Source organism: Novibacillus thermophilus (assembly GCF_002005165.1).
Taxonomy (GTDB): domain Bacteria; phylum Bacillota; class Bacilli; order Thermoactinomycetales; family Novibacillaceae; genus Novibacillus; species Novibacillus thermophilus.
This window is the reverse complement of sequence record NZ_CP019699.1, coordinates 1,005,064-1,025,135: the sequence shown is the minus strand read 5'-3', so window position 1 is coordinate 1,025,135 and position 20,072 is coordinate 1,005,064. Positions and strand designations below refer to the sequence as shown.

Annotated in this window: 16 protein-coding genes, 1 pseudogene and 1 other annotated feature; of the genes and pseudogenes, 3 read left to right on the top strand and 14 right to left on the bottom strand. The window is 53.9% G+C overall.

All coding sequences use genetic code 11. From position 1 onward, the window contains the following. Positions 1-8: 8 nt before the first annotated feature. The 5 genes and pseudogenes from B0W44_RS05030 to hisS form a co-directional block, all read right to left on the bottom strand. On the bottom strand, positions 9-938 hold the full coding sequence (locus B0W44_RS05030; protein ID WP_077719056.1) for an ABC transporter ATP-binding protein: 930 nt from the start codon (positions 936-938) through the stop codon (positions 9-11). Between the two features lie 334 nt (positions 939-1,272). After that, the gene (locus tag B0W44_RS05025; RefSeq protein ID WP_077719055.1) at positions 1,273-1,914 is read right to left on the bottom strand and encodes a response regulator; all 642 of its coding nucleotides are present in this window, start codon (positions 1,912-1,914) and stop codon (positions 1,273-1,275) included. A gap of 4 nt (positions 1,915-1,918) precedes the next feature. After that, on the bottom strand, positions 1,919-3,013 hold the full coding sequence (locus tag B0W44_RS05020; RefSeq protein WP_077719054.1) for a sensor histidine kinase: 1,095 nt from the start codon (positions 3,011-3,013) through the stop codon (positions 1,919-1,921). A gap of 466 nt (positions 3,014-3,479) precedes the next feature. After that, on the bottom strand, positions 3,480-5,267 hold the full coding sequence (aspS, locus tag B0W44_RS05015) for an aspartate--tRNA ligase (RefSeq protein ID WP_077719053.1): 1,788 nt from the start codon (positions 5,265-5,267) through the stop codon (positions 3,480-3,482). Continuing rightward, positions 5,268-6,541 (bottom strand): annotated as a pseudogene (hisS, locus tag B0W44_RS05010) (histidine--tRNA ligase). 91 nt (positions 6,542-6,632) lie between these two features. Continuing rightward, positions 6,633-6,893: a binding site (T-box leader), on the bottom strand. A 199-nt stretch (positions 6,894-7,092) separates the two neighbouring features. On the opposite strand from hisS, the gene B0W44_RS05005 reads away from it, so the two are divergent. Both B0W44_RS05005 and B0W44_RS05000 read left to right on the top strand, forming a co-directional pair. Continuing rightward, positions 7,093-8,448 carry an MATE family efflux transporter gene (locus B0W44_RS05005; protein ID WP_077719052.1) on the top strand — a complete coding sequence of 452 codons (1,356 nt, stop codon included), beginning with the start codon at positions 7,093-7,095 and terminating at the stop codon, positions 8,446-8,448. A 206-nt stretch (positions 8,449-8,654) separates the two neighbouring features. Beyond that, a complete protein-coding gene (locus B0W44_RS05000; RefSeq protein ID WP_077719051.1) occupies positions 8,655-9,368 on the top strand; it encodes an alpha/beta hydrolase in 714 nt (237 codons plus the stop codon). 65 nt (positions 9,369-9,433) lie between these two features. Here B0W44_RS05000 and B0W44_RS04995 read toward each other — a convergent pair whose 3' ends face one another. The 5 genes from B0W44_RS04995 to B0W44_RS04975 all read right to left on the bottom strand — a co-directional run bounded on the left by B0W44_RS04995 (position 9,434) and on the right by B0W44_RS04975 (position 13,367). Then, complete coding sequence (locus B0W44_RS04995; protein WP_077719050.1) at positions 9,434-10,081, bottom strand: response regulator; 648 nt, start codon at positions 10,079-10,081, stop codon at positions 9,434-9,436. 2 nt (positions 10,082-10,083) lie between these two features. Then, positions 10,084-11,196 (bottom strand): HAMP domain-containing sensor histidine kinase, encoded by a 1,113-nt coding sequence (locus B0W44_RS04990; protein WP_077719049.1) that lies wholly within the window; start codon positions 11,194-11,196, stop codon positions 10,084-10,086. A gap of 11 nt (positions 11,197-11,207) precedes the next feature. Beyond that, positions 11,208-12,116, bottom strand: coding sequence for a cell wall-active antibiotics response protein LiaF (liaF, locus tag B0W44_RS04985; protein ID WP_077719048.1), 909 nt, complete (start codon positions 12,114-12,116; stop codon positions 11,208-11,210). 91 nt (positions 12,117-12,207) lie between these two features. Next, positions 12,208-12,912, bottom strand: coding sequence for a PspA/IM30 family protein (locus B0W44_RS04980; protein ID WP_077719047.1), 705 nt, complete (start codon positions 12,910-12,912; stop codon positions 12,208-12,210). Next, positions 12,909-13,367 (bottom strand): hypothetical protein, encoded by a 459-nt coding sequence (locus tag B0W44_RS04975; RefSeq protein WP_077719046.1) that lies wholly within the window; start codon positions 13,365-13,367, stop codon positions 12,909-12,911. Before B0W44_RS04975 ends, B0W44_RS04980 begins: the two co-directional genes overlap by 4 nt. Before the next feature lie 237 nt (positions 13,368-13,604). On the opposite strand from B0W44_RS04975, the gene B0W44_RS04970 reads away from it, so the two are divergent. After that, positions 13,605-14,036, top strand: a complete 432-nt coding sequence (locus B0W44_RS04970) for a DUF2621 family protein (protein ID WP_077719045.1) — start codon at positions 13,605-13,607, stop codon at positions 14,034-14,036. Positions 14,037-14,040: 4 nt separating this feature from the next. Here B0W44_RS04970 and dtd read toward each other — a convergent pair whose 3' ends face one another. From dtd to recJ, 4 genes are all read right to left on the bottom strand, one after another. Then, the gene (gene dtd, locus B0W44_RS04965) at positions 14,041-14,484 is read right to left on the bottom strand and encodes a D-aminoacyl-tRNA deacylase (protein WP_077719044.1); all 444 of its coding nucleotides are present in this window, start codon (positions 14,482-14,484) and stop codon (positions 14,041-14,043) included. Positions 14,485-14,556: 72 nt separating this feature from the next. Continuing rightward, a complete protein-coding gene (locus B0W44_RS04960) occupies positions 14,557-16,713 on the bottom strand; it encodes a RelA/SpoT family protein (RefSeq protein WP_077719043.1) in 2,157 nt (718 codons plus the stop codon). A gap of 401 nt (positions 16,714-17,114) precedes the next feature. Further along, a complete protein-coding gene (locus B0W44_RS04955) occupies positions 17,115-17,627 on the bottom strand; it encodes an adenine phosphoribosyltransferase (protein ID WP_077719042.1) in 513 nt (170 codons plus the stop codon). Then, complete coding sequence (gene recJ, locus B0W44_RS04950) at positions 17,566-19,977, bottom strand: single-stranded-DNA-specific exonuclease RecJ (RefSeq protein WP_077719041.1); 2,412 nt, start codon at positions 19,975-19,977, stop codon at positions 17,566-17,568. Before recJ ends, B0W44_RS04955 begins: the two co-directional genes overlap by 62 nt. Positions 19,978-20,072 lie beyond the last annotated feature (95 nt).

Sequence of the window (20,072 nt, the reverse complement as noted above, 5' to 3'; positions counted from 1 at the left end):
GATTCCCCCTAATCCCGTAACGTACGGCCGGTTAAATGCAAAAACACATCCTCAAGGGTCGGTGTCTGCACTTGAATGCCCAAAACACGGGCACCGCTTCGTGTCGCCAGTTCCAAAAGGGGCTCGAACAGATTAGCGCAAGAAGCGGTTACGCGGTATCCGTCCTCCGTGGCCGCCACACTCTCGATGCGCGGATCTTCCCGCAATTTTTGCTCCAATTGATGGTGGTGAGCGGCAAGCTTCAGCTCATAAATGTGACCCCGGTCTAAAATCCGCTTGATCTCATCGATCGTTCCGGAAGCAATGACGCTTCCCCGGTCCATCACGTACACGCGGTCGCAGAGATACTCAACTTCTTCCATGTAGTGACTCGTGTACAAGATCGTCATGCCGCCGCTCGCTTGCAAATCTTTTACTAGATCGAGAATGTGCCGACGCGACTGCGGATCGATGCCGACGGTCGGCTCATCCATTAACAGAAACTCAGGCTTGTGCACGAGGGCGGCCGCCGTGTTCAAGCGCCGTTTCATTCCTCCGGAGAACGTCCGCACTTTGTCTTTTCGCTTCTCCTTAAGTCCGACGAGTTCTAACAGTTCGTTTACCCGCTTGTTCAGTTCCCTCTTGTCGAGACGATAAATTTTTCCGAAAAATAACAGATTCTCTTCGGCCGTGAGTTGGGGGAACAGGGCGATCTCCTGGGGGACGACGCCGATACGCATGCGAAATGCGTGCAAAACCTCGGAAACAGGGCGGCCTTTAAAGCGCACGACACCACTGGTCGGTTTCGCCAGTGATGACAACATGTCTATCGTCGTCGATTTCCCGGCGCCATTTGGTCCGAGCAACCCGACTGATTCCCCTTTGTCTAGATAGAGATTCAAATCCCGAACAGCCACGTGTTGCCCGTACCGCTTCGTCACATCGTTCATTTCAAGCATACTCTACCCTCCCTGCAACTCCCCTTCAGCATACAAAAAAACAAACTTCACGACTATTCACCCCGGTCACAATTTGCACGGGGCGTCATGACGGAAGTCATGTTCTCTTGAGTTCACCTATGAATCCGTTTTCAATCTCAAGAAAGACGCGATGTCTCTTTCGTGTGCCGTCATAACGCCGTGCTCGTACAAGGATGTTGTCGGCAATCGCTTTACTGCGAATGACGCTCACTGCGTGTAGTTTGGCAGAACGCCATGATTCACATGAGGGTACCGGATGACACTGGGGCCCATCATTTTTTCTGCTCGATGTTTAATTCACATCTCGTCTCCATCACTCCGTCAAGTCGTGTTTTAACGCATAGATGGCCAACTGTGTCCGGTCGCGCAAGCCCAGTTTGGAGAGCAAGTGACTCACGTAGTTTTTCACGGTGCCGACTGTCAAATAGAGCTCGCGGGCGATTTCAGTATTACTTTTTCCTTCACCGACAAGGCGTAAAATGACTTGTTCCCGTTCGGTTAAGTTATGGGGCGGCTTTGACGTTTTAGGGTGCGGTGTTCGCTGTAGAAGTTTCGGGACCACTTTTGCCGCCACTTGTCCGTCCAGCACCATGTCACCGACAAGGGCGCCCTGAATCGAGGCCATCAGGCGATCTACATCGACGTCTTTTAACAAGTAGCCGAGGGCGCCGGACTGCAGCGCTTCCAAAGCGTACGCTTCGTCAGCGAATGTCGTCAACATGACGATGCGGCTGTCAGGATGTTTCTCACGTATGCGTTTGGTCGCCTCTAGACCTGTCATCACCGGCATCCGCACATCCATCAGAACGAGGTCGACGCGTTCTTGGTCATAGCGCTGCACAGCCTCTTCTCCGTTCTTCGCTTCCAAGACGCGATACGGTCCGTTGTGTTCGATCATCATTTTCAACCCCTGCCGCACAATTTGCTGGTCCTCAGCCAGCAATATCGTCTTCATCTGTTCACACCTCTTTCCTTTTCAGCGGAAACGTTCCCTCTAGCCGAAATGTGCGGGCGGAACACCGCGCGCAAAACGTCCCGCCCAGATGTTCAAAGCGTTGTCTGAGCTGAGTCAGCCCAAATCCCTCCACGACTTGAATTTTTTCTTGTACAGGATTGGTCATCGTTACAATGTACGTCTGTCCTCCTGCCACTTCAAAGGTGACAGCAGCTTTTTTCGCATAGACGTGTCGCATTGCATTCGTTAAACCTTCCTGAACGAAGCGGTAAAGGGCCACGCTCTGTTCATCGGTCAGCGGCACCGACAGTGCCCCGTTTTTCGTCGTAAACGACACGCGGACGTGGGTTTCGGCTTCCAGTTTGCGGATGAGCTGGATGATCATCTGTACGCCTTTTTTCTCATCGCTTTCCAAAGACTGTACCGCTTGCCGCATGTCCTGCAGTGCGGACCGTGCCGTTTCTTTCGCTTGCGCTATTTGGGACGCATTGTGGTCCGCCTGCATTTCCAACATTTGCAGTTGCATAATGAGGCCGGTGAGCCGATGTCCGACGGAATCGTGCACGTTGCGGGCAATTCGCACCCGTTCCGCCTGCTTCAACGCTTCTTCTTCCAGCGAGAGTTGTCGTTTCAGTTTTCTGTACTCATACGCCAATTCGTCGATTCCTCTGTCTTTCTCACGAAGTAGGTGTTGTGATCGGTAATAGTGGAAAAGACACCATACTGTAAAGATCAGATAAGCACACACGAACAGGCGCATCGTCCACACGTCGTGACTTACGACGACTCCGAGACTGGAGATGAGCCCTAAGGCCGCAATTCCCCTTCCGCTGGCCTGCTCGTTCCGGCTGTAGAAAAAAATAAAACTTAGCGGCAAGAGCCACACGATCAACATCGGTTCCGCGTACGTGGCAAAGGCGCAAACAACTGCCGTTAACAGAAAATACAGCCAAAACGGACGCCACCAAAGGTGTTCAGATGTCACCCCTAAAAACAGTACGCCCGTTACTCCCCAGAAGACCGGGTCGTGCAACAGAGGGGGGTGTTCTGCTGACAGCAGCCATACGACCAGAATCGTCACCGCATAGCGCACCGACATGCTTCCTCATCCTATCCCGTCGCATCAACAGATACGTCGTTTCCAAATGCTTGGTCAAAATCCTATTTGACGACCGCCACTTCTCCACTTCTGTTAGATCTACCTGATTCGCCCATAGTTGCTGACTTTCCCTATCGCGATCGGACGCGATGTTGTTGCGATAACGTCCCTCTTGCTTTCTACTCTGAAAATACATCTTGCCACACGTATGGTACCAGCACATGTAGCGTCATGCGTTGCAGGTGAAGGGCATGGCTTAAGACAATGGAAAACAGCATCCCTGAACATACGAGATCCCCGCCGAAACAGCAGAGTGAAGCATCCGCTTCAAAGGCAGTGACCTCGAACGGCTACCTTTTCTGAAGTTGTCTTAAGGCATGTCCCTCCTGCACAACGTCACACGATGTACATCCCAGAGAGGGGGTACCTTTAAAAAGAAGACCAGCGTACACCTGGTCTTTTTGTGTCAGTCGTCGAACGGAGTCGAAGGCACGACCGAAATGTGCAGTTCTTCGAGCTGTTTGTCGTCCACCGGCCCCGGGGCCTCCGTCATGAGACAGCTGGCACTCTGGGTCTTCGGAAAGGCGATCACGTCCCGCAAATTGTGGCGCTTCGCCAGCAACATCACGATCCGGTCCAGGCCGAAGGCGATGCCGCCGTGGGGCGGTGTACCGTACTCGAACGCTTCTAACAAAAACCCGAATCGCCTTTTCGCCTCTTCCTCTGTAAACCCGAGGGCCGCGAACATTTTTTCCTGCACGTCGCGCTGGTAGATGCGCATGCTGCCGCCGCCGATCTCGTAACCGTTGCACACCATGTCGTAAGCCTGTGCCCGCACACTGGCGGGGTCAGTCGTCAGTTTCTCGATGTCTTCTTCAACTGGCAGCGTAAACGGATGGTGCACCGCCTGGTAACGCCCTTCTTCCTCATCGTACGTAAAGAGCGGAAAATCCGTGATCCAGGCGAAAGCGTACGTATCTTCTGGAATGAGGTCGAGGTCACGGGCGAGTTTGAGCCTGAGCTGACCCAGTGATTCGGCGACGACGTCCGCCTGGTCTGCGACAAACAGTAAGAGATCTCCCGTCTCCGCCTCCAACGCATCCGCCAGCCGGCGCCGCTCTTCTTCTGAGAAAAACTTGACGATCGGACCTGTCATCCCGCTGTCTTTCACGGCGATCCAGGCGAGCCCTTTGGCGCCGTAAGGCTTTAAGTAGTCGGTCAAAACGTCGATGTCTTTCCGGCTGAAATCGGCACACCCTTTGGCGTTTATCCCCTTCACCTGTCCGCCCGACTGCACGGCGCCGGCAAACACTTTAAACTGGCTGTCTTTCACAATATGAGTCACGTCACACAGTTCCAACCCGAACCGCAAGTCCGGTTTGTCGGTACCGTAGCGGTCCATCGCCTCTTGGTACGTCAACCGCGGGAAAGGCGTGGGCACATGATACCCTATCGTCTCGCGGAAAATGTCAGATATCATCTCTTCCATCTCAGACTGCAGCGCCTCCGGCGGAAGAAAGGACGTTTCGATATCCAGCTGGGTGAACTCCGGCTGCCGGTCGGCGCGCAAATCCTCGTCGCGAAAACAACGTACTATTTGGTAATACCGTTCGAACCCCGACACCATCAGCAGCTGCTTGAACAGTTGCGGCGACTGGGGCAGCGCGTAAAACGCCCCTTCGTGGATTCGACTCGGCACGAGGTAATCCCGCGCTCCTTCCGGCGTGCTCCGCGTCAACATGGGCGTTTCCAGTTCCAAATAGCCATGGGCGTCGAGAAAGCGGCGGATCACTTGAGTCGCTTTGTGCCGAATTTTAAACGTGCGTTGCATAGCGTCGCGCCTTAAGTCGAGGTAACGGTACTTTAGACGCACCGTTTCATCTACATCCGCATTCGGCTGGTTGATGGAAAACGGCGGTGTCTTCGCGCGGCTCAACAGTTGGATTGTCGTCGCCCGCACTTCGATCTTTCCCGTCGGGAGGTTCGGGTTGACCGTATCCGGATCGCGCTCCACCACCTCCCCTTCGATGGCGACGACGTACTCATTTCTAAGCTTGTCGGCCAGGTCGGCTGCTTCTTCGGAGAATTCCGGGTTGCACACAACTTGGACAATCCCGGATCGGTCGCGCACATCGAGGAAGATGACCCCTCCCAAGTCTCTGCGGTTGTGCACCCACCCGTTTAACCGCACCCGCTCACCGACCTGTTCCGTGCGAAGTTCCCCGCAACAGTGTGTTCTGTGTAAATACGCCATTTAAACTCCCTCCTGCCTGATCCTAGAACGAATGTAGTCGACGAGCTGATTCATGTCGACTTCTTCTTGCTCTCCGCTGGACAAGTCCTTCACCTGCACCGCGGAACGCGCCAACTCGTCGTCGCCGATTACGACGGCAAAACGGGCTTTCAGTCGGTCCGCTGCTTTCATTTGTCCTTTGACCTTCCGGTTCATATAATCGCGGTCGGCGGAGCAGCCCGCTCGCCGCAGGCTGTGCACCAGTCCGCTCGCTTTCACTTTGGCCTGTTCGCCGAGTGCGACGATGAAACAGTCGATGCCGTCATCCACCGGCAGTTGGACGCCTTCCTTCTCCAGTGCCAAGAGGATCCGCTCGATACCGCTGGCAAACCCGATTCCAGGTAAATCGGCTCCACCGATCTCCCGCACAAGGTCGTTGTACCTCCCCCCGGCAAAAATTGTCGACTGGGCCCGAGGGTGTCACTTTTGATTTCAAAGGCCGTTTGGGTGTAATAGTCAAGTCCCCGCACCAGTCGGTCGTTGACGACGTAGTCAATGCCCGTCGCTTCAAGCAACTGGCGTACGGCCTGAAAGTGGGGGTCACAGTTGTCGCACAACACATCCAAAATGGACGGCGCATCTTGGGCAACCGCTTGACAGCTTTCCCGCTTGCAGTCGAGGATGCGGAGCGGATTGCGCTCCAGGCGGGATTGGCAGTCCTTACACAGCTGGTCCTTGTGCGGCGTAAAATAGGCGATCAGTTTCTCGCGGTAAAGCGGACGGCACGCCGAACAGCCGATACTGTTAATTTCTGTCTTCAATTGTGTCAACCCTACTGCCCGGGCTGTCTCCAGGGCGAGGGAAATCACTTCGGCATCAGCGGCCGGGTCGTGTGTGCCGAACAGCTCCACTCCGAACTGGGTAAACTGGCGTTCCCTCCCCGCCTGCGGCCGCTCGTACCGAAACATGGGCCCGATGTAGTACCATTTTGTCGGCTGCGGCTGTTTGTCAAATTTGTGCTCTACGAAAGCACGCACCGCAGCCGCCGTCATTTCCGGTCTCAAGGCGATCTCCCGGCCACCCCGGTCTTGAAACGCGTACATCTCCTTTTCGACGATGTCCGTCGTCTCGCCAACACCCCGTTGGAACAGTTCGATATGTTCGAACATGGGCGTCCTCACTTCCCGGTAGTTGAATACCCGGCACACGTCCCTCATTTTGGATTCGAGAAACTGCCACTTTTCCACTTCCCCTGGAAGGATATCCGCCGTACCGCGCGGCGCCTTGTACTTCACTGTTCGCTTCCTCCTTTACTAACCGTCAAACACAGTTGACAGAATGGTCACGTCACCTTTAAAAATGAAAATCTCCCGCCACTGACCGTCTGTCAGGGACGAGAGATTGGTTAAACGCTAGTTTCATCCACCCGTGGTGCCACCCTGCTTGGAGACGTCTTGGCGCCTCCCTCTTTACACCGGATAACGTGCGGTCCCACGCCGTTGCCTACTGACAGGCTCACACACCTGGCGTTCAGCAACAGTCCTCGGGGATGTCTTCACTGTGGCACTTTAGCAGGGGCTTCCAGCCGACGGCACCCTTTCTCTGTCTAGGTGGAACACAGCTACTCCTTCCCGTCACAGGAACGTTTTCGCTCTTTAATTGTCCCATATTCTACAAGAAGGTCGCCCCGTTTGTCAATATCCCGTCTTTCCTTGAGTCTTTGTTTCGGAAATGCGACATCCTCTTTCCTGCGGTGGAAAATTTCGCATACAAAGCGAATGGGGAACGTTATAATAGATCTATGTGCGGATGAGACCGGCGTACAACTTCTCATGAGGTGAACTCAATGGCAAAGGCCTTTGATTTTACAACGGGGAGCATCCCCAAAAAGATGGTGCTGTTTTCCATTCCCCTCTTGCTGACGAATGTCTTGCAGACGTCTTACCAATTTATCGACAGTCTCTGGGTGGGGAATCTACTCGGTGCCCAGGCTCTTGCCGCCGTAGCTCTCGCAGGTCCGGTCATCTTCACAGTGCTGTCTTTAATGATCGGCATTAACGGCGCGACGCTCACCGTCTTGTCCCAGCACAGAGGAGCGGGAGATGAGGACGGTTTAAAGGAATCGCTCAACGCATTCGCCTTCGTTCTCGGGATTTTGTCCGTTGCACTCGGCATCGCCGGCTATGTGCTGGCGGGACCGCTGTTACACTTCTTAGGAGCTCCCGACAATGTACATCCGTTAGCCCTCACCTATTTGCGCCTCAATTTCGTAGGTATCCCGTTCTTATTCGGGTACAACTTCGTCAGTACCGTGTTGAGAGCTCTCGGCGACAGCAAAACCCCGATTCGGTTTGTCGCCCTGGCCGTCCTCCTCAATTCGGTATTGGATCCCGTCCTAATCGCAGGCTTTCGGTTAGACATTGTCGGAGCGGCGTTGGCGACAGTGCTCGCCCAAGGATTGGCATTCGGCTACGGGTTGTCTTACTCCATCCAAAAAGCCGGTGTTCCTTACACCGTGCCGCACTTGCCCCAGTGGCGCTATTTAAAAGTGTTGTTCCGGTTGGGCATTCCGTCCGGGTTGCAAATGACGGTCATCTCGGGCGGCAACATGGCCATCGTCGGTGTCGTCGCTCGGTTTGGGGAAGACGTGCTGGCCGGATTTGGTGCAGCCGAACGCATCGGCAGCTTGATCATGATCGCCCCGATGGCGTTAGGATCGGCGGTGACGAGCATGGCCGGCCAAAACATCGGCGCGGACAAATGGAAGCGGGTCGCCGATGTGGCCAAAAACGGGGTGGGACTCATTTTAGGCGTTTCAGTGGCCATTAGCACTTTTGTTTTTTTTGTTTCAGGGATACTCATTCACTTGTTTGTCGACGACGAGGCAACCGTCTCTTTCGGAGCCGACTACCTTAAAGCTGTTGCCTTTTTCTACCCTTTCCTCGGAATTAATTTTGTGTTAAACGGTGTCGTCCGCGCGAGTGGAGCCATGTTCCAAGTTCTTGCGCTGAACTTCATCTCGTTCTGGGTGCTGCGTTTTCCCCTCGTCACCCTCTTTTCCGGGTGGTTGGGCCCGGACGGCATCGCCATCGGCATCGGAGTCAGTTTCGTCATGAGCAGCATCGTGGCCACACTGTACTACTTCTTCGGAAAATGGCGGGACGTAAAAATTTTTGATGAAGAAGAGCCCTCCCAGTTGTAGTTTTTCAGGAAAGCATCGGTGAAAACCAAGCCACACTCCATTTCCGGCGAGCACACCTGCCGATGACCAATGTCCGACAACTTCCAACTGTGTTCGCGGAGAGCCGACACACCGCATGTTGAATGGAAGACAGCTGAGGGCGTTCATGATGATTCTTTCTCCCTTGTGTTACAATAAAAGCAGATTTAAAGAAGAAAGGATCTGCCATGCACATTCAACGTGTCGAACAGTCCAATGCTCACTTCACGATCAATTCCCTCGTCTACACGCCGGATGCGAGTAGAGACCGAGGCTTGACCGTTTTAATGGGACACGGGTTCAGTGTTTCCAAACACCATTTAGACGGTCTCGCCTCTTACTTGTGTTACTTTGGTTACGAAGTCGTCAACGTCGATTTTCCCGGACACAAGATGGGGGGAAGCCGAGGCTCACTCGATCACCCTGTGCAACTGATCGAATCACTGAAACTCGCCAGACGCTGTACCAAGCGGGACAACATCGTCCTGTTGGGACACAGTATGGGCGCTGCGGCGGCAGTGGGAGCCGCCACGGAGATGGATGAAGCAATCGGCCTCGTCGCCCTTGGGATGGGAGCCAATCCTGCTGCCCGCTTTGAAGACAAAATCGTGACCAGCACACTTGAATGGGGCGCCCTTTACGTAGAGGATCTGGATGGAAAAGACTTTTTAACCCGGATTAAGAGCGAGTTGTTGCCGCACATGAAAAACGTAACCGTGCCCTCCCTCGTCATCGGGGGGACGAAAGACTATATCATTCCCGCACAAGAAGTGAAAAAACTGGCTGAGATGGCACAAGGGCCTCGTACTGTGAAACTGTTAGATTGCACGCACTCCGACCTTCCGGATGTAGCAAAGAAAGACATTCGCCAGTGGCTGGAACAGACGTACTCAATAGACTAAGAGGGGAACCATTCAAGTGGATGTGTAGCTTCCTGTGACGCGTTCAACAGGACGTGGAAAGACCCCTACCGACACAGTCCGTGGCGGTGGGCGTAAATAGCCGCTTGCGTGCGATCTTCTACCCCGAGCTTGCTCAAAATGTTGCTGACGTGGGTTTTCACCGTTTTGATTCCGATGTACAGCTCATCGGCAATTTCCTGGTTCGAGCGCCCCTCTCCGATGAGGCGCAACACTTCCAGCTCCCGCTCCGTGCACTGTTCGTGGGGCAGTTTGTGTCTGTGGCTGTCTCCCCGATACCGTGACATCAGTTTCCCTGCCACTTGGGCTTCAAATACAGACTGGCCGCGGTAAGCCTGGCGGACGGCTTGTGCAATTTCGGACGCCCTCGCCGTTTTGAGCAAGTAACTGAAGGCTCCAGCCTCCACAGCCGGGTACACTTTTTCGTCGTCGTGGAAACTGGTCAGTACGATCACTTTGCCGTCTGGATGGACTTTTAGCACTTCTTTCGTCGCCTCAATTCCGTCCATGCCCTCCATGACCAGATCCATCAAAATGACATCGGGTTTCGTCTTTTCCGCCAGCTCCACACCTTCTTGCCCGTTGGACGCCTCGCCGACAACTTCGATCCCTTTCTCCGTGGACAAAAACGCCGCCAGTCCCATCCGCACCATCTCGTGATCATCTACGAGCAGCACTTTGATGACATCTTCCATCGTTACATCCCATCCCTTCCTTTTGTCACCAGCGGTACCGTCACCTCGATCATCGTCCCTTGACCAGGTGCAGAGGACACGCTGAGCACGCCTCCAATTTCTGCCACCCGTTCCCGCATGAGGGCCATGCCGTAAGAAGACGTCTTCTGTTCGTCATCGGCTGTAAACCCGACCCCGTTGTCCGTCACTTTCAGTCGCACGTTTTGGCGAATCACAGACAGTGTAACCTCCACTTGCTCAGCTTTCGAATGGCGCAGCGCATTGGACAGGGCCTCCTGCAAAATGCGGAACAGGTGGTCTTCAATCCCTTTCGGCAAATCAGGCAAATCCCCGATGGACCACTTAAAGTCCAACGCATGCTTGTCTTGAAGTTCCCGCAACAGTTCTTCCACGCCGTGTTTCAAACTTTTCCCTTCGAGGTGTGCCGGACGCAAATGAAGCAGCAGCGCCCGCATTTCCGATTGTGCGGCCGCCGCCATCTCTTCCACCAGTTCCACCTGTTGTTCAGCTTTTTCGGGACGATGCGTGAGCATGCGTTTCAAGGCGGCCATAGACATGGAAATGGCGAACAACTGCTGGCTGACAGCGTCGTGCAACTCCCGGGCGAGGCGGTGTCGCTCCTCAAGTATTGCCGCCTGTTTCACCTGTTCGGTCAATTCCGCATTGTGCGTCGACAGCCGTTGCAAGGAAGCGACCTGCTTCTGGAAGCGTGCAGTCATGTCATTTAATCGGTTGCCGAGTTCGCCGATCTCGTCGTCCCCTAAATTGGGAATGCGGGTTGTCAGATCACCGCGCTCCAACATCATCGTCGACTGCAGCAAAATTTCCAGCCGTTTTTTAAACAAGTTGCCGAATACATACCCCGTTGCCACTCCGATGGCACCAGCTGTCAACCAAAGGACGGCCATCATGATCACGACAAACCCCCAGCCGGGGAAGGCTGGAATACGCCACTCCCAACGATGCTTCAACCAGGTTTGCAACGGTTCCAGACCGACCGTGTAACTCCAGAGGGAAAAGACGAGAGCGGCCCCCAATGTGACCACCGTGACACTCACCCACAGCGACTGCCGTACAAATTGCCATTGAATGTTGGTTAGTTTCTTTTGCAGCATCCGGGAACCTCCTACACATACATCACGTCAACGTCGCCGATGAGTAAGCTTACGACGAAGCGCACACGTTTGGAGGCACTGCGGTAGTGAGGCGTCTCGATAGACACATTTCGGTTAATCCCGCCTTCTTTATTGCCGAAAATGTCCACATCGCCGATGTTGACATGAGCAGTCAACGCAATTTCCAGATCGTACGGCACATAAATGTCAATGTCCCCAATCCACCCGTTAATGATGACAACTGTTTCTGTCTCGTGAATGAGGGCGCGGGAGAGGTCAATTTTGACGTCGCCAAATCCGTGCCAGATGTTCATGTCCGTCAACTCCCAGCGGGGCGCGGACAAGTATAGGTTGCCGATGAGGGAATGTTTCACCTTCGGCGCCTCGTTCCGGTAGGATCGACCGGACGCTTCCTGTTCCGCCCGGTACGACGTATTCTTCTCGCCATCGGGCATTTCTCTGTCGCGGGACATTTCATCTTCCGTGAAACCTTCAGCAGCTTCGCCTTCTTCCCGATGCGGTTCTTGCCGCATTCCATTGGACGTGCCACGCCCTTCGCGGGAAGCACCATTTACGTCCCCTCGTTCAAACACCGGCGGCACAGCCAATTCTTTCTTTTTGGAACGGATCATGCGGTAGCCAAAATAGATGACCGCCACTGAAAAAGCCAACCCGATCAAATTCCCGACGTTGATCCCGAACGCTCCGAGCAACATGAGAACTCCGATTCCGAGCACAACCCCGCCCGCCGTCCGCTTGCCGCGATCGAGCAGTTTAACCCCGATCAATGTCAAAACCGCCGGAACGATTAAACTGCCGACATCAAAGTAGAATAGATTGAGATTATTAAATAAAATACCGAACCCGATCACAATGAGAATGGCGCCCAGCACATATGTCGATACGCGGGAATGGTTCACGGATGGTGCCTCCTCCAACTTCAAAAGGAAAAACAGCCATAGCCCGGTTCGCCAAGCTATGGCTAGCTCCACTATACCACAAGCGTGAATGTCAGCTCAACGAAGAGGTCCCTTCAGTTTCTGCCTTATCCGCTGCCGTTTGTCTCGCGGCTTTCAACTTGGCCAATTCCTCTTCCACCTGATCGCTCCACGCCCGTTTCTCGTCAGGCCAATCGCCTGAGTAGTGAGATTTCATACGTTCACTGGCAGCGGCGTCGGTCTCCATCATCATCACCCGCTCCTCGATTCGCGCAAACCCCCTCGCCGCACTGTCAGTGTCAATAGAGGAAATGGCGACGTTCATCTGTTTTTTGGCACTGGCGACATTGGCCCGGGCGACGAGGGCGTACTTTTTACTCCGCAATTCGTAATATTTGTCTTTTAACTCTTGCAACTGTTCGCTGAGTGATCGCTTTTGCTCTTTAGCTGTTTCATACTGGGCCTGGTATTCTCCGATTTTCACCTGGCAGTACTCTTTGTCAGCCAGTGCCTGTCTGGCGACCCGGTCGTCTCCTACGTCGACTGCCAACCTGGCCTGACGGTCACGCTTTTTCGCCCGGTCCTCCATCTCTTCCACTAACCCTTTCCACTTTTTCTCCAACGCGTCCTGGCGAGCGACGGCCACTTCCGCTTTCTGTATTTCACTTTCCATGTCGCGCAAGTACTGATTCAGCATCGCCACCGGATCTTCTACCTTATCTAAAATCTCATTGATACTCGCTACCGTAATGTCACGCACTCGCTTGAAGATGCTCATTCTGTTTCCTCCTTCGCGTTTAAGCGGTTTTTCACTTCTCGTTCCCATTCATCTAAGTGGTCGGTTCGCCGATCACTTTTTGCCATCGGATCTCGATGCCGCAATTCACGGCTATCGTCGTAGAGAGGAGGGTCTGTCGCAACGGTTGCCTGCGGTTTGCTCTTCAGTAAGTTCCAACCGAAATACATGACGATGGCCGCCACGACTAAACCGATAATGATCGGCAGCAAGCCTGTCATCCAGAGTAACCCAACGACGATCAGGCAAATCCCTAATCCCCGCTTGCCGCTGCTTTCAGCGTGTTTGTACAACCCCCATCCTTTGTACACAAGGTATCCGGCGATGACGAGGGCGATAATCCAGCCGACGTTGATGCCGAGTTGTCCCAACAGCATCAATCCACCGACTATGACGAGCACGATGCCCAGTGTGTAGGACCCGGAACGCTCAGCCATACTCAACCTCCTTTTGCTCTGTTCTTGTCTTTATCTTAAACGCCACACCTCGTTCCCTTAACTGGCCGCAGGTTGATTTTGATCTCAGACTTTAGACGGAGAAAAAAGGAGACACTGCACTATCATGTGCAATGTCTCCTTCGTCACAAGCCCTACTCGAATGTCCGGGCATTTCCATGCCTCATGCCAACGGGATGGTGTTATAATGAAGAAGGGAAAGAACAGATGAGGTGAAGGATAATGTCAACCTCTTTTGGGGTTTTCATCGTGTTGTGGATGATCTTTATGGTCGTGTTCATGTCCATCGGCGGATACTTCATGTTCCGCAAATTTTTAAAAAGCATGCCGAAGCAAGACGGCAAGTCCACCCTTGACTGGCAAGACTACTACGTGGAGAAAACACAACATTTGTGGACGGACGAGACGAAAGAGCTGTTAGACGACCTCGTTCGCCCAGTGCCAAAGGCATTTCGAGATACCGCCCGGCACACGATCGCGGCTAAAATCGGAGAGATTGCCCTTCGAGAAAAGGCCAGTGAAATGTCCCGTGACATCATCATCCGGGGTTACATCGAAGCGACGCCCAAACGGGATCACCGCTACCTCGTAAAGTATTTAAAACGAAAACAAATTGACCTTGCGCCCTATCAGTCTTTGTTGAAGAAATAGTCCGTCACGTTTTGTTCTCGACAATGAACGTCACCGGGCCGTCGTTGACGAGGGAGACTTTCATATCTGCTCCGAAACGGCCCGTCTCGACCGTCACACCGTAAGCGCGCAGTTTGTCGTTAAAAGTGTCGTAAAGCACTTCTGCCTTCTCCGGCCGTGCCGCCTTTGTAAAGCTGGGGCGCCGTCCTTTCCGACAATCCCCGTAAACGGTGAACTGGGAAATGCTGAGAATTTCGCCGCCGACTTCGAGCAGCGACCGGTTCATTTTCCCTGCGTCGTCGCTGAAAATGCGCAAGTTTACAATTTTGTCCGCCACGTAAGATACGTCCTCTTCCCCGTCACCGTCTGTAAAGCCCACCAGACAGACGAGGCCGTGTGAAATTTTGCCGATCACTTCTTCACCAACTGTCACTTGCGCCGGTCCGGTGCGTTGTACGACAACTCGCATCAAAAGCCTCCTTAAGTTAAAAATTCATTGGTCGTCCCGTTTTAAAATGAATCGCATAGATTGCAGCGACGGTTACTGCATGATCCGCTGCACGCTGTATATATCGTCAAGCCGTTTTAACCGTTCAACGATGAAATGCAGGTGTTCCAAATTGCGTACGGAAATGGAGACGTCGATGACAGCCAAGCGGTTTTTCTTGACCCGGCCGGAAACAGCCGTCATGTTCGTCTTCGTCTCCGTGATGACTTGTAACACTTCGTTGACAAATCCGCGTCGGTCCATCCCCGTAATTTCTAAATCGACATTAAATGACTGGTCGGGTGTCCCTTCCCATTCCACATCGATGAGGCGCTCTTCTTCCTCTTTCTGGATGTTCGGGCAATTGGTGCGGTGGATGGAGACCCCCCGCCCTCGCGTGACAAAGCCGACAATCTCGTCACCGGGGACAGGGTTGCAGCAACGGGAGAAGCGGACTAACAAATTGTCGACGCCTTTCACGCGCACCCCTTGGGCCAGCTTTGTCTTCTCCTGTTTAGGAGCGTCCTTCACATCAGGCAGCGCTTTGACTGACGGTTCATCTTTGCGGAATTTTTCCGTCAGGCGCGTCACGATTTGCGCCGCTGTAATGCCCCCGTACCCGACGGCGGCCATCATGTCTTCTTCTCCGCTAAAGTTAAACTTGCGGGCGACCTCATGGATGCCTTCTTCCGTCAAGACGCTTTCCACATCGTATCCTTGTTTCTTGATTTCCCGCTCTACGGCCTCTTGTCCCTTTAACACATTTTCTTCCCGCCGTTCTTTTTTAAACCAGTTGCGGATTTTACTGCGCGCGTTTGACGACTGGGCAATTTTCAGCCAATCCTGGCTGGGGCCGTAACTGTGTTTGGACGTGAGGATCTCCACAATGTCACCCGTCTTCAATTTGTGGTCGAGGGGGACAATTTTCCCGTTCACTTTCGCCCCGATACAACGGTTTCCGACTTCTGTGTGAATGCGGTACGCGAAGTCGAGGGGCACGGAGTTGGCGGGAAGTTCGATCACATCGCCTTTCGGGGTAAATACGAACACCGCATCGGAAAAGAGGTCCATCTTCAGCGATTCCATAAATTCTTGGGCATCAGTGGCATCCTGCTGCCACTCCAAAATTTGCCGGAACCAGCTCAATCGATCTTCGAACGACAGCGGCTGTTTTTGCTTGCCTTCTTTGTACAGCCAGTGCGCCGCCACCCCGTATTCGGCGGTGCGGTGCATCTCCCACGTGCGAATTTGCACTTCCAGCGGTTCTCCATTCGGACCGATGACCGTCGTGTGCAACGACTGGTACATGTTCGGCTTCGGCATGGCGATGTAATCTTTAAACCGCCCGGGCATCGGCTTCCACAACGTGTGAATAATGCCGAGGACAGCGTAACAGTCCTTAATGCTGTCGACGATGACGCGAACGGCCAGGAGATCGTATATTTCGTTGAACTGCTTGTTTTGCAGCGTCATTTTGCGATAAATGCTGTAAATGTGCTTAGGCCGGCCCGATATGTCCGCCTCAATGTCCATGTCCTCGAGCCGTTTGCGCAAATGGTCGATGACGGCGTCCAAGTACTTTTCCCGCTCTGCCCGTTTTTTCTTCATCAGGTTGACGATGCGGTAGTACTGGTGCGGGTTGTTGTAGCGCAATGCAATGTCTTCCAATTCCCATTTAATCGCAGAAATCCCGAGGCGATGGGCCAGCGGTGAGAAGATTTCCAACGTTTCATTGGCAATCCGCCGCTGTTTCTCCTCGGGCAAATGTTTTAACGTCCGCATGTTGTGCAGCCTGTCGGCCAACTTGATCAAAATGACGCGCACGTCCTCTGCCATGGCGACGATCATCTTGCGGTGGTTTTCCGCTTGCTGTTCTTCCCTCGATTTGTATTTGATGCGGCCTAGCTTGGTCACCCCGTCCACTAGTCGCGCTACCGTTTCCCCGAACGTCTCTTCGATTTCTTGCAGGGTGACATCGGTGTCTTCCACGACGTCGTGCAAGATGGCCGCCATTATCGTCGTCACGTCAAGTTCCAGTTCGATTAAGATGTCGGCCACGGCAAGGGGATGGTAAATGTACGGCTCGCCCGATTTGCGCATTTGTCCACTGTGAGCGCGTTTGGCAAAGTGGTAGGCCTCTTCGATTTTGGACAAATCGCTCTCAGACAGATATCCGTCTGCTCGTTCCAACAAGCGTTCGATCGTTACCATGTCACGTCACCTGATGCTGCACATAGGGTTATAACGTTTATTATTACGGATAACCCGCGGAAAGTAAAGGGATATCTAAGACAAACGGCAGACGGCGGCACCCTGTCTGAACGCCGTTGACACGCCTTTAATCGCATGAATGTACAGCTTGCAACGGGGCGAAAACTATATTCGCTGGGGAAAGTCAAGCAGCTTTCCAATTCGAGAGAAATGTTCCTCCGGTGTCGTTATCAGGGGTGCGTAACACGCGCGAACAGTCATACGGTCAACTATTTTTGGCCGGCTTCCCGATAAGAAGTATGTTTGACAACAACTTGCCCGACACAAGGGAGACGATTCTACATCAGCAACCGCGACCGGCAACGGCACCATTTAACAGGACGCGTTGGGGACATTGGGCATTAATACTGTACCAATGTAAACACGGGGCAATCGGGCAGCTTATCCCGTCCGTTCAGATACGTCAACTCGATGAAAAACGCCGTCCCGACGACTTCTCCGCCCAGTTGTTTGACCAAATCGATCGCAGCGGAAATCGTCCCTCCCGTGGCCAGCAAGTCGTCCGCCACGAGAACGCGCTGCCCCGGCTGAATGGCGTCCCGGTGAATGGCGAGGGCGCTCTCTCCGTATTCTAAATTGTACGTCGTTTCCACGACGTCAGCTGGGAGCTTACCCGATTTGCGGACGGGGACAAACCCGATCCCAAGAGCGTAAGCGAGAGGAGCCCCGACGACAAAGCCCCGCGCTTCAGGCCCCGCAATAAGGTCGATCTCCATGTGTCGCAAACGTTCCACCATGCGGTTAATGGCTTCTTGGTAGGCCTCCCCGTCCTTGAGCAAGGTCGTAATGTCTTTAAAACGCACCCCCGGTTGAGGAAAGTTCTCGATGATGCGAATCTTTTCTTTTAAGTTCATGTGTGTCTCCTCCTGAAAAGGAATTCGGTTCCCCGTGTCTCACCTTCACAATGTCTTCCCACAACTCGCGGGATGTGGCATAGTAAAATTTTTGATACACGGCCTCCCGCTTTTTTCGGTTTTGAAAAGCTGTAGAGGTTTCTAACGCCCGTCTCACCGGATTCGGTTTCAAGCGGATCTCATCGCCGGAACGCTCAATAAAACCGAGCTCGTGAAACACCTCGAGCATGAACGAGACAGCCCTCGGCGACAAGCGAGACGGCTGGATCAACGCGTGTTCGTTTTGCACCTTTTTGTATCGGTGTAAAAGAGCGTACAGGCGTTTGAACTCGTGACGCTTGGGGACCATGTACGCTGCTTCGTCCGCATGTCCCAAGAAGTAGACCCGCTCCAAGTCCGGAACAGATTGGATGAGATGGTGGTAACACGCCACATCGAAAGGAAAGTCGACAAAAATGAGGTGGCGGACACCGGATTTAACGGCGACGCGGTCAACGCCTTGAACACACTGGACAGACGCTGCCTCTGGCGAAACGTGTCGGTGCAACCAGCTCACGTTTTGTTCGTCGAAACAGACGAACAACACTTCACGCTGTTCCAAACGCCGCCACATCTCATCGCTCACGGTTTTGCCGCGCCAGTCAAACACTTGCAAGTGGGGAACCGAGAGGTCTTTCACGAGCAATTGTACTGTCCGATTTCCATTCCATTCGTTCGTCTGCAGTTCGCCGACGGCCTCCAAGTTTACGCCAGGCGCAATCTCTCCCGCTGCTTCTCCCATCTGGAAGGCGACCGCGGACAGTTTGGCCGCTCCCTTTGCCAATGAGAGTTTCAAGTGATGGCGGTCTCTCCCGATTTGTCGCAACTCCTGCAGTTTCCCGCCTGTCACGCGGAACAGCGGCGTCCTGTTTCCGACCCCGAAAGGCTCCAGCAAAGGCAGCTGTTCCACCCAATCCATCTTCACGTCTTCGACAGAGCACGTTACATCGACACGTGTAGCCGGAATGTAATCGTCATCTGTTAGCCAGGTGGAAGCGATGGCGTTCAGCTCTTTGCGGAATTGTGCCACATCGCGGGCTGCGACGGTCAAGCCGGCCGCCATCTCATGGCCGCCGAAATGGATCAGCCACTGTTTCAATTCAGACAGCGCTCTATACAGATTAAAACCGTCAATGCTCCTGGCCGAGCCCTTCGCTTCACCGGTCGCTGCGTCGACACTGAGGACGACAGCCGGACGGTAAAACCGTTCCACCAACCGCGAGGCGACAATACCGAGCACCCCGACGTTCCATCCGGCACTGGCGACGACGACAGCGTAGCGGTGCTCCCCTTCATCGGCCATGACTGCAGAAATGGCTTCAGCAGTAATCGCGTCGACCAGTTTTTGCCGTTCGAGATTCAGTTTGTCTAGCTGCTGGGCCAACGTGCGCGCACGTTCGGGATCGCGGCTGGTGAGGAGTTCGACGGCCGGGTTGGCGGTGTCCAGGCGGCCACTGGCATTTATGCGCGGGCCGATGGCAAATCCGATGTGACCGGCCGTCACTTGGCGATCGGCAAGCCCGGCCACGTCTAACAACGCATTCAGCCCCACGTGTCGACGTTCGTTCATCTGTTTCAAGCCGAGCGCGGCGATGATGCGGTTTTCCCCGACGAGCGGGACGAGATCGGCAATCGTTCCGAGTGCCGCGAGCTGTAACAGTTCATGTGGCAGGCGTCCGAGTAACGCGTGGGCCAGCTTAAACGCAACGCCTACACCCGCTAACGTGTCGTGCGGGTAATGGCAGTCCGGTTGCTTCGGATTGACGACTGCCAGGGCATCAGGCAAAACGGGCGGCGGTTCGTGGTGGTCGGTGATGATCAAGTCCACGCCGAGGGTTCGGGCCAGTTCCGTCTCCTCTACCGCCGTAATGCCAGTATCGACCGTGATGATGAGGGACACTCCGCGTTTTGCCGCTAATTCCACGGCCTGTCGGTTCAGGCCGTATCCTTCTGTAAAGCGATTCGGTATGTAGTAATCGACCTCCTGTCCGAGAAGGCGGAACGTCTCGATCATGACACTCGTACTGCTGACACCGTCGGCGTCGTAATCGCCGTATATCCAAATCTTCTCCTTGTCTTCCAGCGCTCGGCGAATGCGTGTCACCGCTTTCCCCATCCCATGCAAGTGGTAGGGATCGTGAAAGTCATCGGTGGACACACGGAGAAAGCGGGCCACTTGTTCTTGACTGTTCAAGCCGCGCAGCACTAAAATGCGCGCAATCATCGGGTGAATGCCCGCTTCCCGCACCAGTTCCTCTACGCGCTGTTCGTCTATTTGCGACTGTATCCATCTCGTTTTAGGGTGGTACACGTATAAACTCCCTCTCTCCCAACGACATTATTATAGCGAAGTTCCTAAAACCAGGGCAACTTCCGGCACCGTTAAAAAACCTCGGGAAAATCCCG